Source organism: Paraburkholderia jirisanensis, from assembly GCF_054782355.1.
This window is the reverse complement of record NZ_BAAGSQ010000026.1, coordinates 116,905-133,236: the sequence shown is the minus strand read 5'-3', so window position 1 is coordinate 133,236 and position 16,332 is coordinate 116,905. Positions and strand designations below refer to the sequence as shown.

5 protein-coding genes are annotated in these 16,332 nt (G+C 61.5%); 2 read left to right on the top strand and 3 right to left on the bottom strand.

Annotated features, from left to right (window positions below):
• Positions 1-5 precede the first annotated feature (5 nt).
• The 3 genes from ACYVNQ_RS17015 to ACYVNQ_RS17005 form a co-directional block, all read right to left on the bottom strand.
• The gene (locus ACYVNQ_RS17015) at positions 6-9,860 is read right to left on the bottom strand and encodes a hemagglutinin repeat-containing protein (RefSeq protein ID WP_460903720.1); all 9,855 of its coding nucleotides are present in this window, start codon (positions 9,858-9,860) and stop codon (positions 6-8) included.
• Positions 9,857-11,554, bottom strand: coding sequence for a ShlB/FhaC/HecB family hemolysin secretion/activation protein (locus tag ACYVNQ_RS17010; RefSeq protein WP_460903719.1), 1,698 nt, complete (start codon positions 11,552-11,554; stop codon positions 9,857-9,859). Before ACYVNQ_RS17010 ends, ACYVNQ_RS17015 begins: the two co-directional genes overlap by 4 nt.
• 487 nt (positions 11,555-12,041) lie before the next feature.
• Entirely contained in the window at positions 12,042-12,797 is a 756-nt protein-coding gene (locus ACYVNQ_RS17005) for an alpha/beta hydrolase (protein WP_460903718.1), read from the bottom strand.
• 191 nt (positions 12,798-12,988) lie between these two features.
• On the opposite strand from ACYVNQ_RS17005, the gene ACYVNQ_RS17000 reads away from it, so the two are divergent.
• A complete protein-coding gene (locus ACYVNQ_RS17000; RefSeq protein WP_460903716.1) occupies positions 12,989-14,416 on the top strand; it encodes an MFS transporter in 1,428 nt (475 codons plus the stop codon).
• Positions 14,417-14,456: 40 nt separating this feature from the next.
• Positions 14,457-16,280 carry a DUF4153 domain-containing protein gene (locus ACYVNQ_RS16995; protein WP_460903715.1) on the top strand — a complete coding sequence of 608 codons (1,824 nt, stop codon included), beginning with the start codon at positions 14,457-14,459 and terminating at the stop codon, positions 16,278-16,280.
• Positions 16,281-16,332 lie beyond the last annotated feature (52 nt).

Genomic DNA, 16,332 nt, shown 5'->3' with positions numbered 1-16,332 from the left:
CCTGCCTATTTAAGGATAGCGGCACCACCGGTGTGGCGGACGGCATTGTGAATGTCTTGAGGAATTAGCAGCATCGTACTGGCGTCTTCCACGTGGTGCCACACGTACCCCACCGGCGTGCTGGATAGCCCTGCCTGTTTGTTAGCGAGCGCAGCATCGCGCGAGTAATCACCGGTAAGCCCTGAAACGTCAATCTTCACCTCTGCATATGGTGAAAAATCAGGAAACCCTTTCGCGGTGAAATTCACGCCATTAGGATACTTCGCCTGAAGCTCCGGTGAGAAATTCTCCGCTGAATAATTTTTCCCGGCGTACAGACTGTTAATCGGCGAGCGCCCGTTGACCAATGGTATGCCGTCATCGCGATATCCAGTTATCGCACTGGCTACGCCGCCGCCGATTCCTGAGGCAGCACCAATACCAATGTCCGCAAGGAGCTGTGAACCTTGCAGAGACGCCAGCGCGGCTTGGCCGCCATACTTCATCAGATTGCCCAACGCTTCGGTACGCAGAGCAATCAGATTGGTATCGGAGAACTTGAGGTTGGTAAGTTCATCCAATTCGGCACCGGTGATCGAGCCATTTGCAAATTTTGTCTGAAGCTCATTTTCGCGCGCAGCGTACTCGTACTGCTGTGTGCGCATATCCGTCAGCGCTGCTTTACAGGCATCCGCACTCGCGCAATCTTTGACTTCGGCCTCGTTGGCATCCCACAGCTTGGCGTATTGCTGTTGTACCTGCTGGCGGCAGGTGGCCGGATCGGCCGAAGTGCTGCAGTTAGTCTTAGCCAGCGAGCGAGCAGTCTGCTGTTTCTGCGTCAGAAAATTGTTGTCGGCCTCTGCCTGTGCCGCATTGGTTGCAGTGGCGGCATTCGTTCCCGTTGCTGCGGCGATACCAGCGACCAGTGATGAAATCAGGTCGCTCTTGGCCTTTCGCTCGGAGGCTGGCTCGTTCGGATCATCACTAAAAAGGTTAGTCAGCAGACTTGCAGTAGCCGCACCCAATGACCCGGCACCACAGCTTTCGCCGCTGGCAGCAGCACCCGCGCATGCCACAGCCGCATGTAACGCAGCATGCAGCGGGTCGCCTTCTTTGAGTTCACCTTTCTGGACCATCTCGCCGATCAGACTGGCGCCTTGCTGCTGCAGGTAGCTAGCGATTCCGGCCTGCACGAATCCGGCACCGCTGCCGGTGACATTGCCGCCAGCTGCTGCCGTGAGTGCATTCAATATCTGCCGTCCAGTTGCGCTTGGCCCCCAGGTTTGATCGATAGAGTTGGCCTCGGCGCGCATCGCTTCACGCTGTGCGTCCGAAAGCGGATTTCCATTCGAGTCGACAGCACTGGGATCATTTGCCGTTTTCCGTAGGCTGTCGCTCTTCTTCGTCTGATTGTTGACGAATGTTCCCACCTGATTCACGAACTGACTAGTAATGTCGAAGCCGGCCGCGATCTTGTCCTTATCAAAAATTGGAGCGATCGTTGCTTGTGTGCCGGTGGTATCGCGATTGATACTTGCCACGGCTTCTTCAGCCGTTTGTCCCGTCATCTGCTGTTGCTTTGTACCATCGTAGATGGTGATTGCGCCGCCGCTAATTGCACTCCTCGTTGTTGAATTCGCGTCGCCCGAGGCGCTCATAACGACAGGCGGCACCGCCGAGAAGCCACCGCTCTTTCCACCGCCCGTGCTCGGTAGTGTTGTACCCGGCACCGGATTGTCGTTCGTTGCCGTACCTGCCTGAGTCTTGCCAATGCTGCCGCCGTAACCCCCACTGATCCCAACCGACGATGCGTCGTACGCCGCGTGGTTTTCGATATCGCTATGCGTGAGTGTCGCGGTCGTCAAGCTGTTCACTCCGTCCTGAACCGCCTTGTCGCTGCTCGCGATCACCGCTCCCTTCAGGTCCGTGTTGCCATGCACGTTGATCTGAAATCCACCGTCGCCCGCTTTAATGCCAGACTGTTCCACAACGCTCGCGTAGTCGCTGTTCATCTTCTGCTGGTTGAAGTTGGCCGACACGCTGGACGCACCGTAGCAGATTGGCGGTACGCACACGCTTACCGACACACCACCGCTCGTTTGCTTTGAGTCGTAGTGGCTGATGTCTTGCAGGCTTTCGATGTTGAAATCGCCACCGACATTCGCTATGACCTGCTGACCATCTGCGACTGCACCTTTTAGATTGGTGTCGCCACCAGATTGCAATGTGAGCGTATTGCCTGCGGTGACATGTGTGTTGGTCCAACTCGTGTCAGTGCCGTTACCGTTGCCTTTGGTGCCCGACACGCCCAACTGAAACGAAAGGCCATTCTTTTCTCCGACGCCGAGAGTCGCGCCAACACTCGCACTCGATCCGCTGTTCGTACTCGTCTGGCTATCGGAGTTCTGCGCCGCCTGAAGGTTGATATTGCCATCGGCGATCAGCGTGACGTTGTTGCCTGCGGAGATCCCACTGCCTGTCACGTTGATATCACTGTTAAGTCCAGCACCGGCAGCGGCAATGGTCAGATTGTGGCCGGCGGAGACCGTGCTGCTCGCAGCAGTGCTTGATGATGCGGTCGAATTGCTGCTGCTGTGGCTTGTACCCAGTGACACGTTGATTCCGATGCCACCGACTGCCGTCGGGTCGCTTGCAACTGCATCCATCGCATTCTTTGCCGCCAGCCCAGTGGTAGCGGCAGCGAGTGCCTCAAGTCTCGCGTCGCCCTTAGCGTTCTTTGCGTCCTGCCGCATCTGGTTCGCAGTCTGCACTGCGGCAATCACGGGGTTGCTGATGCCACCGGTGATCGCCGTCTGGCTGAACGATTGCTGCTCGCTTTGCGTCAAGGTGTTCTGTGCCGCATCGATCGTGACGGTCTTGCCTGCAAGCCCGAGGTCGTTCGCGGCATACAGTATGCCGTCCGTCACATGCAGGTCGTTGCCGGCGCTAATGGTGAGATTACCGTTCAAAGAACCGACCATACTGCTATTGTTCGTCACCTGGGTAATCTGCTGTGCGTCAGTCGTCTTCCGAGCGCCGACGCTGTAGCCTTGCAGACCACCGTCAAGTTGGTTCACAACAGTCATGCCCGACAGGAAACCGTATTCGCTCTTCCTGTAGTCGGTTTGCGTTGCCTCCATATCTTGCGAGCTCTTGATACTGATGTTCTGCACGGCCGTTAGGGCAACGTTGTTTGTTCCGACGATGTTGCTGCCCGTGACGTTAATGTCTTTTCCACTAACAACGTTTACGCCATCCGCGGAAATCATGCTGCCTTGGCTCAGCGTCATGGTCTGATCGATGCTGCTCGACACCTTCGAGCCGCTCACAACCTCGCTATGGCTGTGTGTTTCGTGCGCATTCAACTCATGCGTTTCGCTCGCGGCAACGACATTCACATTGCCCGTGGCCAGAAGGTTCGCGCTACCCTTATCGAGGCTGATCGTGCTGCCGCTGATCGTGATGTCCTTGCCCGACACGATATTCAACGTGTTGCCGGCTTCAAGCGTTGTACCGGTCAGCGTCTGATCCGACGTGTGCAGTGTCTCCGCGTAGCTGCGGCTGCGGTCGTCACCCGAACTGTTGCTGTTCACTGTCGACGTCGCACTCGCCGTACCGAGCGACACATTGCCCTTTGCCGCAATCGTGCCGCCCTGACCAAGATCGATCTGCGCGCCGCTTGCCGTCAGATCTCCGCTGATAGCGACATTCGACTGTCCTCCGACCTTCACCGAACTGCCGACAGCCTGATTGATATCCGTATTCGACACGCCATTCGCGCGCTCGACTACCTTATGCTCCCCTGTTTGCTGTGCGCCGAGCGTCCAATCGCCGCCGATCTGCATTCCAAGGTTTCCACCAACACTCAAATTCCCCGCATTCTGCTCAAAATTCCCCCCCGTAATAATCGCCGCATCCCCCGCCACATTGATACTCGCCGTAGGCCCCAGCGTCGTCGTAACCCGCGTCGCCCCCGTATCGCTCACCTGGCCAAGCGTCTTCGCCGCCGTATCCAGAATCAGATTGCCGCCCGCCTGCAGCGCGAGGCTTCCCGCATTCACATTCGCCGACGTCAGATTGACATTGCCAGCCGTCACCAGCGTCATCTGCCCACCGGCCTGCAAGGTCCCAAACGAGCTATCGATACTCTGCGCGCCAATCGAAAAACCGTTCGTCGCGCTGATCGTGCCGCTATTGGTCACCGACTGCGCATTCTGCAAATCGATATTGGTTGCCGCGATAACCGGCCCATCGCCCATATTCTGTTGGCTCGCCTGCGCCAGATACACCACCGGCACCAGCACCGTCTGACCATCCACCACCTGCTCCTGCATGATCACGACATTGCTGGTCAGCTGCGCTACCTGTTCCGCCGATAGCCCCGTGCCCGGCGCGAGATCGAGCGCCTTCGCCAACTGCGCACCCGACGTCATCAGCGCCTGGAACTCGTCCTGCGTGCTGGCGTAGTTCGTCAGAACCGACTTGCCCGTCATCGACATGATCTGGTCCTGCACGAGCTTCTGCTCGTAGAACCCATCGCCGAGCCGCAGCTGGATCTGCCCGGGATTCATGCCCATCTGCTGGAAGTAGTAGTCGCTCGACAGCCACTGCTGCTGGTTCGTAAACGCCGGGTTCGTCTCGATGAGGTAGGGCGCGTTCGGCGCGCTATCGACGCTGAACAGCCCGCCCTTCGGCAACGTGATGTTGCCCAGCACATTGACTGCCGTGGCGCGCGCGATAGTCGGATCGCTGAATCCGGAAAGACTGCTGTTGCCGATCTGGCCGCCTCGCACCGCCACCGCGCCCGTATGCGCGCCACTGTCGGAGCCGATCGTCCCGCTCACGGCGCCTGCTCCCGTGCCCGAGATGCTCTGTCCCGGCAGCAGACCAAGCGGCGTGATCGACGCATTGCCAGCCGTGTTGTTGATCGTCACGCCCGTACCGCTGAGCGTGCCGCCCGCCGTAAAGCTCGATTCGTATGCCGGCAGTGCATACGTGCGAATGTCGGCCGGCGCCGCCTGCGAATAGCCGCCCGGACGCGAGCCGACGAACGGAGCATTGCCGAACGGCAACTGCCAGTCGTGCTCGCTGTTGTCGTAGTTGTTGTAGTGATATTCGCCTGAGTACGTGACCTGCACCTGTGGTGCCGTCTGCCCCTGCCAGCTGTTCTGGTCGAGCACCGCCGGCAACGCGAGGTTGCCTGCGGCTGCCACCTGGCTCCAGTAGTTCTGGAATGTCCCGACCGATGCCGCGTTCAGATTGCCGCCGGCAATGATCTGCGATTCCGGGCTGACGGACGTCACGGTATTGGCGGTAGCCACACCCGTGTAAGTCGTGAACTGGTAGGTGCTGTTCCACTGGCCGCCGTGCGGCGGGTCGGTGAACACGCCGCCGATGCTGTTGGGATCCATCACGCCCGCCACACCGGTACGTCCGGAAAGGCTGATGCCGAGGCTCTCAAGCAGGCCTGGATCGACCGATGACGTAAAGCCCGACGTGCTCATCGACCGGCGTGTATTCGTCACCTGATTCGCGGCAATCTGCATGTCGCCGCTCGACTGGATCAGCGCAGACTGATTGCGCACCAGGTTCGCGTTGACGTAATTTCCGTTCGCGTCTTTGCCGCCCGCGAGTACGATTTGCCCGAGCCCGTAGATGGCCGTCATCGCCTGCGCATCGGTCGCGGTCGTGTCGTCGCGATTCTCGATGTCCGCTGCCAGCAGCTCGAGCTTGCCGGCGCTATCGGTTGCGCCAATCAACGCGCTCGTGCCGAGGTTCGACAGGCTTTGCGCGGCGTTCAGCGATACGCTGCCGCCTACGATCGTGCCGGTGTTGGTCAGCGTGTTGGAATGCGTGGTGAGCAAGCCGCCGGCCGCCAGCGTGCCGGAATTGGTAATGTCGCTCGCATTGACGGTCAGACCGTTCACCGCTGCGAACGCACCGGCGTTGTTGAACGTGCCCGGCAACGTGAAGGTGAGGTTGTGGCCGGCATTGAAGCTGTAATTCGGCGCTGTCGTGAAGTTGCCTTGCAGATTCAGCGTCAGGTCGTTGACCGCGCTGTATCGACCGCCGCCAAGCAGCGTGCTTGCGCCCACCGAAAGATTGCGCGATGCATTGATCTGGCCGTTGGTAGCTGTCAGTGTCCCCGTCGAAATGCCGACGTCGCCCGTTTTGTTCGCGACGTTGCCGATTGCTCCGCCGGTGTTGTCCAGCACACCTGTGTTGATCTGCAGGTTCGCTCCGCTCAGCTGGCCGCCTTGCGTGTTCGAGACGGATGACGCCGTCAAGGTGACGTCGCCGTTGCCGCTGATCGAACCCATGCCGGTCACGGCGCCTGCATTCTGGTTCGTGATCTGGTTGCCGCCGCTGACCGTGGTTGCGCCCGTGCCGACATTGGTAATGGCGCCGCCGGAGTTGTCGATCGACGTTGCACTCAGGCTCAGTGTGCTGCCGGGCGCCGCGCCGCCGGCGCCGATCACGCCGCCCGTGTTGAGCAGTGCGCCGCCACTCGAAGCAGTCAATGCCGACCCGGACGACAGGCGGCCGTTCGTGTTGTTCAATACCGCCTGAACGCCGGCGGACAGCGCGCCCTGCGAAGCCAGCGTGCCGCCCGTGTTGTCGAGGCCGCCGACCTGAACCGATGCCTGGCCGTTGGTCACGATGTGACCGCCGACGTTGGTCAGCGATCCCGCGCCATTGCCGGGCTTGATCGTCAGTGTGCCGGTACCCGCGTGTGTGATCGTGCCGCTGTTGTTGTTCAACGACGCGGAGGCAAGCGTCAGGTCGGTGCTGTTGGTCTGGATAACGCCGCTGTTCGAGTTATCGAGCGTCCCGCTGACATCGAGACTCATCGCGCCGGAGCCGAGCTGGGTAAGCGATCCATGCCCGTTCACCAGGTTGGTCGCAGTCAGGGCGAGCTGGTTGGCAATGATCCGGCCGTTGCTGTTGTCGAACTGCGGCGACGTCATCGAAACGGTGTTGCCGCTGACCAGGCCATTTCCATTCGCGAACGAGCCGGATCGGGTCGTCACCGTCTGTGCGCTGATCGTCCCGTCGCCGTTATCGAGCAGACCCGCGACGGTGCTATCCAGATTCTGTGCCGCCGTGATGCTGCCGCCGTTCACGAGCGACGCGGCCTGTACCGAGCTGTTGCCGGTCGCCGCGATCGTGCCGCCGGTGTTGGTGAGCGCGCCGCCACTTGCGACGCCCAGATCGGCATTCGATGCCAGCTGACCACGGGCATTGTTCAGCGCGCCCGCAATGGTCGCGACGAGCCCAGTTTGTCCGCCGATGGTGCCACCGGTGTTGTCGACGCTTCCTGCGGATAGGGCAGTGCGGCCGTTGCTGACGATCGAGCCGCCGACGTTCGTGACGGCGCCCGCGCCATGGGCGGAATCGATCGTCAACGTGCCGGTGCCCGCATGGGTGATCGTGCCGGCGTTATTGTTCAGCGACGCCGGCGCGAGTGTCAGGTCTGTGCTGTTCGTCTGGATCAGCCCGCCGTTCGAATTGTCGAGTGTGCCGCTGACGTCCATACCCATCGCGCCCGATCCGAGCTGGGTGAGGGCGCCATGTTCGTTCGTCAGGTTCGACGCGCTCACGGTGAGCTGGTTTGCGGTGATCTGGCCACCGCTATTGTCGAGTTGCGGTGCGCTGACGAAAACGGTGTTGGCGCTGATCGCGCCATTTGCGTTTCTGAACGACGCGGCGCTGGCCGCGAGCGTCGCGCTAGTCAACGTTCCGTTGCTGTTGTCGAGTGTCCCCGAAGCCGTCACGCCAAGATTCTGTGCGGCCGTGATCGTTCCGGCATTAGTGAGCGACGCAGCGTGGATCGTCGCGTTGCCGTTACCGCCGATCACGCCACCCGTTGCGCCTTGCGCCGTCGTGCCGGACGCGTTCGTGATCTGGCCGCTTGCCGACAGCGTGAGGCCGTCGGCGTTTTCCGAAACGATGCGCCCGGCCGTGTTTTGCACGTTCGCCGCAGACACGTCCAGCGCGCCGCCTGCTTCGACACGGCCTGCGGTATTGGCAAGATCGCCGTCCGACGCGACGCGCATCGACTGTACCGACGTAATCGAGCCAGATGTGTTCGCGAGGCTGGCCACCGCGATGCTCGCCGCTCCGTTTGTGGCGATGCTGCCTTGGCCGTTGTCGAGCGCGCCGGTCTGGACGCTGAATATTCCCGTCCCGGCGTGGCTGATCTGGCCGCCTGCATTGGTCAGACTGCCTGAGCGGATCGTGGCGTTCTGCGCGTTTGTCGCGATCAGACCCGCGGTGTTGTCGAGCGCGCGCGCTGCGACGAGGCTCATGTCGCCCGCACCCGTTTGCGAGAGCGAGCCACTCCGGTTGGAGAGGCTGCCCGCGGTCACATTCAGTTGTGCGGCACTGACTTGCCCGTGATCGTTCGAGAAGGTGCCCGATGCGTTGGCGCTCAGGCTGCCGCCCGCCTGCAGCGCGGCACCTGTGCCGGTGATGTCGCCGGTGTCGCCACCCGCACCGGTTGCGGTCATCGACACATTGCCTTTTGCCAGCGTCTGAGCCCCGGTCATGTCGATGCTGCTGCCCGACAGCGCGAGATTGCTGCCCGCCATCTGCTGGCCGGTGGTGGACACGGCCCCCGTGCCCGTCACGGTCAGACTGCCACTTCCCGACACGTTAACGTTTGCGTCGATGCCCGCACCTAGCGCACCGGTCGAATTCACCCGCGCGCCTGCGATGCTGGTGTCGCCAAACGCCGCGACGGTGCCGCTGTTGCTCACCAGGCCCTGACTGCTCAAAGCGGTGTTTTGCGTTGCATAGATGGAGCCGGTGTTCGATATATCGCCCGCAGCAGCAATCGACACGTTGCCGCTCGCGCTCGTCGTACCCGACAACGTGATCTTGCCCTGGCTGCTAAGCTGAAGATCGCCCGCCTGCGATGCAATGGTGCCGGCGCTGTTGACGCCCACGCCGGTCTCGGTGCCGATCAGACGGATTTTGCCGGCATACATCCCGCCCAACTGCGCGACGTCGATCGCCACGCCGGGACTGTTGCCATCCGGCCCAAGCGATTGCGCGGCCAGGTCGTCGTGACGAACATCGTTGTTGCCCGCCACGACATTGAGCGACTGGCCTGCCCATACCTTTCCGTTGAGCGCGACGCTGCGCGCGATCAGATCGACCTGGTCGACGTTGCTGCCGTTCAACCCCGACGTGCCGATCTGGATCTGGCCGCCCGTCACGTGAAACGCATCGAGGCTGCCCGTTCCACCGAAAACCGGCGTGCCGGTCGTCAGAATGCCGCGGCTCGTATTGATAAAACCGCAACCGTTACAGAAGATGCCCGCGGGGTTCGCGATTACCACTTCCGCTCTCTGGCCCGCGACCTCGGTGTAGCCCAGCAACTGGCTCGGGCTGCCGCCGACCACCTGGTTCACGATCACCCGTGCGGTGCCCGATGCGAGATTCGGATTCCCGGCAACGTAACCTCCCTGCTGGGTCAGCACGTTACCCGTCGAGTTGTTCAGGATGAGGCCCTGCGCGCCTACGTTGTACTGCGTGTACCCGTTGTTCGACACGCCTGCGGAATTCGGCGTGGCGATCTGAACCACCGGTACACCATTGCCCGCCACACCGACGATCGGCTTGCTGCCAGCCGACGTCGGCGCCGCAACGACCTGAGCCTCGACGAACACCGGCTGCATGCCGAGTGCACACAGCGCAGCGAATGCGACATGCCGCATCGACAGCATGTCGATGCGTGCCCAACGCACGACGCGCACGGCGGCCTGACGCATCGTGCCGACCGTGCGACCGCGGCCGTTCCCGGTGGCCGTTTCCTGCACCACGGTCCACAGGCGACGAGCCGCATTGAAGATGACGCGATAGATGTTCTTGTTCATAGCAGGAAACTCACACTGAAGCCCGCCACCGGCCAGTGGTTGGGGAAACGGCTGGGCTGGTACAGAGGGCCGCCAATGAAGGCGTCGTAACTGACGTGCCCGAATGCGCTGCCGCGCACGCCGATGACCGCGCCGGCAAGGCGCCGGCCTAGCAGGTTGTTCGCTTCGGGACCGAACACCTCACCGCCATCGAGGCCGACGTACAGTGCCTGGCTGAAACGCGGAAACGGAATCTCGAGGTCGTTGCGGATAAACACGCCTTTTTCGGCGGCCAGCATCGTGTTGCCGTCGAAACCGCGCACCGTATAGCGGCTGCCGATCGAGAAGTACTCGGTGGGATACAACACGTTGGGCGTGTTCTGCGCGCGCACGGTGGCCGTATAGCGCAACGGAAAGCCGGCAATGGCAAATGGAATGCTCAACGTCGCGTCGAGCGTTTCCATGTGGTAGTAAGACGTCGGTGCGCCGTCGGGCACGCCCGGCAGGTCGGGTTGAGCGCCGAGCCACGGCACGCCCCAGCGGTACGCGAGCGTGCTGTCCAGTTGCGCGGCCCCGAAGTAATGCTTGTGCTGCCAGCCGATTTCCGCGTAGGTGTTGTCGCGGTGCTGGACGTCGATTTCCGTGCCGTCGATGAACGCTTCGCTATAGCGCTTGCCGACGCGGAATTCGAGCGTGTTCTTCTGCAGCTGGTTGCGATAGAACTGGTACTCGGTCTTGACGTCGAAGGTTTCGGATTTGCCGCTCGAAACCAGCGTGGTGAATGCGCCCGCGAACTGCTGGTGGTAGTCGTACTGGCTTGCGGTGCCGGTGAAGGTCCAGTTGCCCCACGGAATCGAGTAGTAGGCGCTGCTGCCGTGCGTGCCGTACTGGCTCTCATGGCCATTGATGTCGTGGTTGTAGCCGATGTTGAGCAGGTCCGACAGGCCAAGCGGATTGTCGATCGTCAGGCTCGCGCTGCCTTGATATTGGCCGGTCGACCTGAGCCCGCTGTCGTCGGCGCTCAAGGTCAACGACCATGGCTTCTGACGCTTGACCGAGATCACGATGTCGCTTTCGCCCGGCGCGGGTCCGGGCACGATCTCCATGTCGACGTCCTGATTCGGGACGCGCTTCATCTGTTCGAGTCCCTGCTCGAGATTGCGCAGATTCAGCAGATCGCCTGCGTGGGTGGGGAATGCATTGCGCGGCGTGCCGTACGTGGACGGATCGGCAAAGCGGATTGCGCTGATCACACCGGGAATCAGGTGAAGCCTCAGCTTGCCGGTGGACACGTCTTGCGCTGCGATCACGACGCGCGTGGTCGAGTAGCCCTGTTCGATGATCCGCGCCGTCACGCGATGCACGATCAGATTGAGACCGTCGCGCCCCACGCATTGGCCGATATAGCGCTGCAGATAGTCCCGGGCAAACGTCAATTCGCCGGGAAAGAGGGGGTTGGGCGATAGCGCACGGGCGCCGGCTGCCTCGACCGTTTCGCTCAGCCCAGGCGGCACGTCCAGCGACAGTGCTTCGATCTTGAAGCACGGCGTTTCAACCGGCAGCTTGCCGTCGTCGATCTCGGCATGTCCGGCCGGTTGAAGCTCCACGTTGGGCGCCTGCAACGTGCGTTCGCGTTCGATCGCCTGCTGTTGCGCACGCCGGCGCTGTTCCTGTTCGCCCTGCGTATCGGCTATCTGCGCATGGGCGACGTGCATCGCTGACGCAGCGACGAGCGCGCCGCAAAGACGGGCCAGCCGGTATGGTTTCAGCGAGGAAGCGATCCCTGCGTTTCTGAGGACGTGCGCGTGCCTGCCGGGCCGGTGGGGCCGGCCAGGATTGTTGGTCTTCATCGCGGAAATTACTGTGGCGCGTGCGCCTGTGATGCCGGCAGGTTCGTCGCGACGCCTGCCTCACCCCGATTCTGTTTGCCGATTGCCGATCTGTTTACGACAACGCGTGATCCCCGAACCCGGCTGCATGGCAGCGGGTGAATACTTTTGTTTTGCATTTATTTGTCTGCTTTTTGAAAAACAGACGTAAATTATCAGAAACGCTTTGGAATAAGTGTCAAAGTTTGCAATACCGATGTTGCCAGGCAACACTTGATGCATTACACATAAGTCGTCACGCTAAAGCATTGCGTTTAGCGTTCGGCTTCTCTAATTCATGGCATTGCCGCATAGCGCGCTGTATTCCTTTCTATTACGCCGCGCTATCCGCCAGCTCTTCCAGCAAATCAGTCAGCAAATCCGGATGCAGCACCATCGCATCATGACCGCTCGCAATCTCCGCCCATTGCCAGCCACTCGTCGCGCGGATCTTCTGGCGCACCGGCTCGAGCGTCGGGTACGACGGCTCCACGCAATGCACGTAGGTGCGCGGCAGCCCATTGCCCAGCGGATGCCGCAACTTCAGTGGCGTCTGATACGTGGCCAGCGGATGCGGCGTCAAACGGCGGCGCACCCAGCCGGCTAGCGGATGGTCTTCCGGAATGCCGGTGCCGCCGAGACCCGGTACCGGCATTGCGAGCGACTGGCCGCTTTCCCTTACCGAATTCAGGCGCTCTTCCTTCACATTGGCCGGCAATATGTCCATTGCCGATTGGCCGCTTTCGACCAGCAAACTGTCGAGAAAAATCAGCGAGCGCAGCCGGTGCGCATTGCGGTCCGCCACGCCCGATGCAACGAGGCCACCATAGCTGTGACCAACCAGCACGACGTTGTCGAGTTCTTCTGCTTCGAGCAGGTTCTCGATATCCGCAATTGCCACGTCGAGCGACGTGACCGCTTCAAGCAGGTGATGCCGTTCGCCCTGGCCGGTCAGCGTCGGCGCAAACACCCGGTGGCCGCGGGCAATCAGTCGTTCCATCACAAAGCGCCAACACCAGCCGCCATGCCATGCGCCATGCACCAGTACGAAGGTGTGGCCTTGCCGCGCGTGGGGGTTCGTCGTCTCCATTCTTCTTGTGCTCCTTTATAGCGGTTGTCGATCGGACCGGAATTTGCAGCGACCGTTCCCTTTATCTATACGTCTGCACGTTGCTGGCCGGCGCGCATCGGGTCATCATGCGGTACAAATTCGTATGCCGCATTACGCCTGTCATGCTTTTGAAAGAAAGCATCGCATTATCTGAAGAAAGAGGAGACTTCATGCCCGCAACACCCGCAACGGCGGCCCATGCTGCACAACCAATCGAACCTGCAGCGATCAGCGCCGCGCACATCAACGCGCGGCTCGACCGCCTGCCCGCCAGCGCTCCAGTCTGGATGCTGGTGCTGCTCGTCTCCATTGGCGGATGGTTCGAATTCTACGATCTGTTTCTGACCGCGTATGTCGGGCCTGCGCTGGTCAAGAGCGGCATGTATTCCGTTACCACCGCATCGTTCATCGGCTTTAGCGGGCTGGGCGCATTCGTCGCCGCGTCGTTCGCCGGGCTCTTTATCGGCACGTTCTTTCTGGCGACGCTCGCCGACCGCTTCGGCCGCCGCGCGATCTTCACCGCCTCGTTGCTGTGGTATTCGATCGCGACGCTGGTAATGGCGTTTCAGGATTCGGCGCAGGCGATCAACCTGTGGCGGCTGATTGCCGGTATCGGCGTCGGCGTCGAACTGGTGGTGATCGATACCTACGTCAGCGAACTGGTGCCTGCGCACTTTCGCGGTCGTGCGTTCGCGTTCATTCACGTCGTGCAGTTTTCCGCAGTGCCGGCCGCTGCGTTTTTTGCGTGGTGGTTCGAGGCGCATCCGTTATGGGGCTTCGATAGCTGGCGTGTGGTGGTCGTGATCGGCGCGCTCGGTGCGCTGGCCGTGTGGTGGATTCGCCGCCGCGTGCCGGAGAGTCCGCGTTGGCTCGCGCAGCGTGGGCATATCCAGCAGGCCGCACGCATTCTCGACGATCTGGAGGCGCGCATCGCCGCGCGCGGTATCGCACTCGATACGCCACGTGCGCAAGCCGAGGTCGCGACTACGCAGGCGCGTTTCCGCGAAATCTGGCAGCCGCCGTACCGGCGCCGCACAATCACGCTGCTGGTGTTTCACCTCGTTCAATCGGTCGGCTTTTATGGCTTTGCTTCGTGGGTGCCGACGCTGCTGGTGGCCAACGGCGTCACGATCACGCATAGCTTGCTGTACTCGTTCGTGATCGCGATTTCGAATCCGATCGGCCCGCTGATCGGCATCACGTTTGCCGATCGCATCGAACGCAAGACGCTGATCGTGTTGTGCGCACTCGGTGTCGCGGTGTTCGGCAGCCTGTTCGCATTGCAGCGCGCCGCAGTGCCGCTGATGACATTCGGCGTGCTGCTGACGCTCAGCAACGCGCTGCTGTCGGCTGCGTATCACGCGTATCAGGCGGAGCTGTTTCCGACTCGCGTGCGGGCTCGTGCAGTGGGCTTCGTTTATTCGATGTCGCGGCTTTCCGCGATGTTCTCCGGCTTTATGATCGCGTTCACGCTGCGCAACTTCGGTGTGAACGGGGTGTTTGCGTTGATTACCGCAGCGATGGTGGTGGTGATGGGCGCGATCGGTATCTTCGGTCCGAGGGTGACGGGGCAGAGTCTCGAGGACGTTTCGCATTAGACGAGCGCGCGACGTTGCGATCACGAAGCCCCGGGGTGCTATGCAAAACGAACCGTCGAATCTGCCTTCACGCCAGCCTGCACCGGATTCTCAACGGCTGTTCGTACAGCGCCTGAGCGTCGGTGTCGTGCAAGGCGTGCTGCTGTACGCGTTGCTCGAAGCGGCGCGCCATCACGCCGCGCTGGCCCATATGCCGCTGCTGTTCGTACCGCTGCTGCTGGTTTCGCTATACGTCGCTCCGGTAGTCGTAATCGGTCTTGGCCATCTGCGGGCGGCGCGTCTGGTCTTATGGGCGGTGCTGCTCGGCGCGCTGGTTGCCCTTATCGGATATCACGACGCGTGGCGCGCAGCCGGCTCCGTAACCCGCGATTTCTTTTTCGGCAACAAAGGGGTGCGCGAGCCGTCCGCGCCTGCGACATTCTTTATCGGGGTAGCTGTATTCATCGCCTACGCGCTGATCGTCGCGGGGGAAGCCGCGCGAGCCTGGGTCGCGCCGTACCAGTCGTACTTCGAGAATAGCTGGAAGCTCGCGTTGCAGATCGGTCTGTCGCTGATCTTCGTGGGCGCTTTGCATCTCGTGCTGTGGGCCGGCGCGGCGTTGTTCATGCTGATCAAGCTGAGCTTCCTGCAAGAGCTGCTGAAGCAGACGTGGTTCATCGTCCCGGTCAGCTCGATGGCATTTGCCGGTGCCCTGCACATCACCGACGTGCGTCCCGATCTGATCCGCGGCACACGTACGCTCGTGCATTCGTTGATGTCGTGGCTGCTGCTGGTGCTCGTGCTGATCACCGGCGGGTTTCTGCTGAGCCTGCCGTTCAAGGGCCTCGAAGCGCTATGGGCGACCCGTTCCGCCACGCAGATCCTGCTGAGCGTGGTCGCATTGACGATTCTGTTCGTCAATGCGGTATTCAAAGGCGGGAGCTCAGGCGAAACCGCGCCGCGCGTGCTGCGCATCTGCATGCGTGCAGCAAGCCTGATGCTGCCACTGCTGACTGCGCTGGCTGCCTATGCACTCGCGTTGCGTATCGGCCAGTATGGTTTGACCAAAGAGCGGGTGTTGGCCTGCGCGTGCGTGCTGGTCGCGGCGTGCCATGCACTAGGCTATGCATGGGCCGCGGTCGATCGGCGCGCGTCGCTCGACCGGCTGGCGCCCGTCAATGTGGCGACCGCGTGGGTTTCGCTGGCGGTGTTGATCGCGCTGTTCACACCGCTGGCCGATCCGGATCGTCTTTCGGTGAACAGTCAGGTCGAGCGGTTGCTGAGCGGGCGGGTGCGGCCCGATCAGTTCGACTTCGCATTTCTGCGTTTTCGTTCGGCGATCTACGGACGGCAAGCGCTAACACGATTGGCGGCTGGTACCGATGGCCCGGATGCCCCGCGCATCCGTGAATTGAGCGCAAAAGCTGAGCGTGCCGACGACGAGGATCGCAGGGTAACGTGGCCCGACGCCGCTGCGCTAGCGCATAACATCACGTCGCGTACGCCCGGCGTTGCAGTGCCTGCTTCGTTCATTTCGAACGACTGGCGACATGCGACGGAGTATCAGTGGAGCCTGCCCAACTGCCTGACGGTCGACCTGATGCGATGCGACGCTTACATGGTCGATCTGAATGGCAGCGGTCAAACCAACGTCGTGGTGATCGGAGACGGCGACAACACCGCTTCGATATTCGGACAAGACGCCGCGCAGCGGTGGCAAGCGTTGGGCCAGTTCGTGATCGCCCCCGATTGCACCGGCGTACGCAACGCCCTTGCCGACGGCACCTTCAAACGGGTACCGCCGGCTTTGCAGGACATCGAGGTCAATGGTCAGCGCATGCGGATCGAGGTGCAGCCGCGTCGCTCCACGTGCAACCGCAAGTAACCGCAAGTAACCGCATACGAGCTCGCGCCGCACACGTCGGTTAACGCATGCT

Excerpts from the sequence above, each read along its gene's own strand:
- ACYVNQ_RS17015 (WP_460903720.1), bottom strand. The coding sequence starts at position 9,860 with ATGAACAAGAACATCTATCGCGTCATCTTCAATGCGGCTCGTCGCCTG.
- ACYVNQ_RS17005 (WP_460903718.1), bottom strand. The coding sequence starts at position 12,797 with ATGGAGACGACGAACCCCCACGCGCGGCAAGGCCACACCTTCGTACTG.
- ACYVNQ_RS17010 (WP_460903719.1), bottom strand. The coding sequence starts at position 11,554 with ATGCACGTCGCCCATGCGCAGATAGCCGATACGCAGGGCGAACAGGAA.
- ACYVNQ_RS16995 (WP_460903715.1), top strand. The coding sequence starts at position 14,457 with ATGCAAAACGAACCGTCGAATCTGCCTTCACGCCAGCCTGCACCGGAT.
- ACYVNQ_RS17000 (WP_460903716.1), top strand. The coding sequence starts at position 12,989 with ATGCCCGCAACACCCGCAACGGCGGCCCATGCTGCACAACCAATCGAA.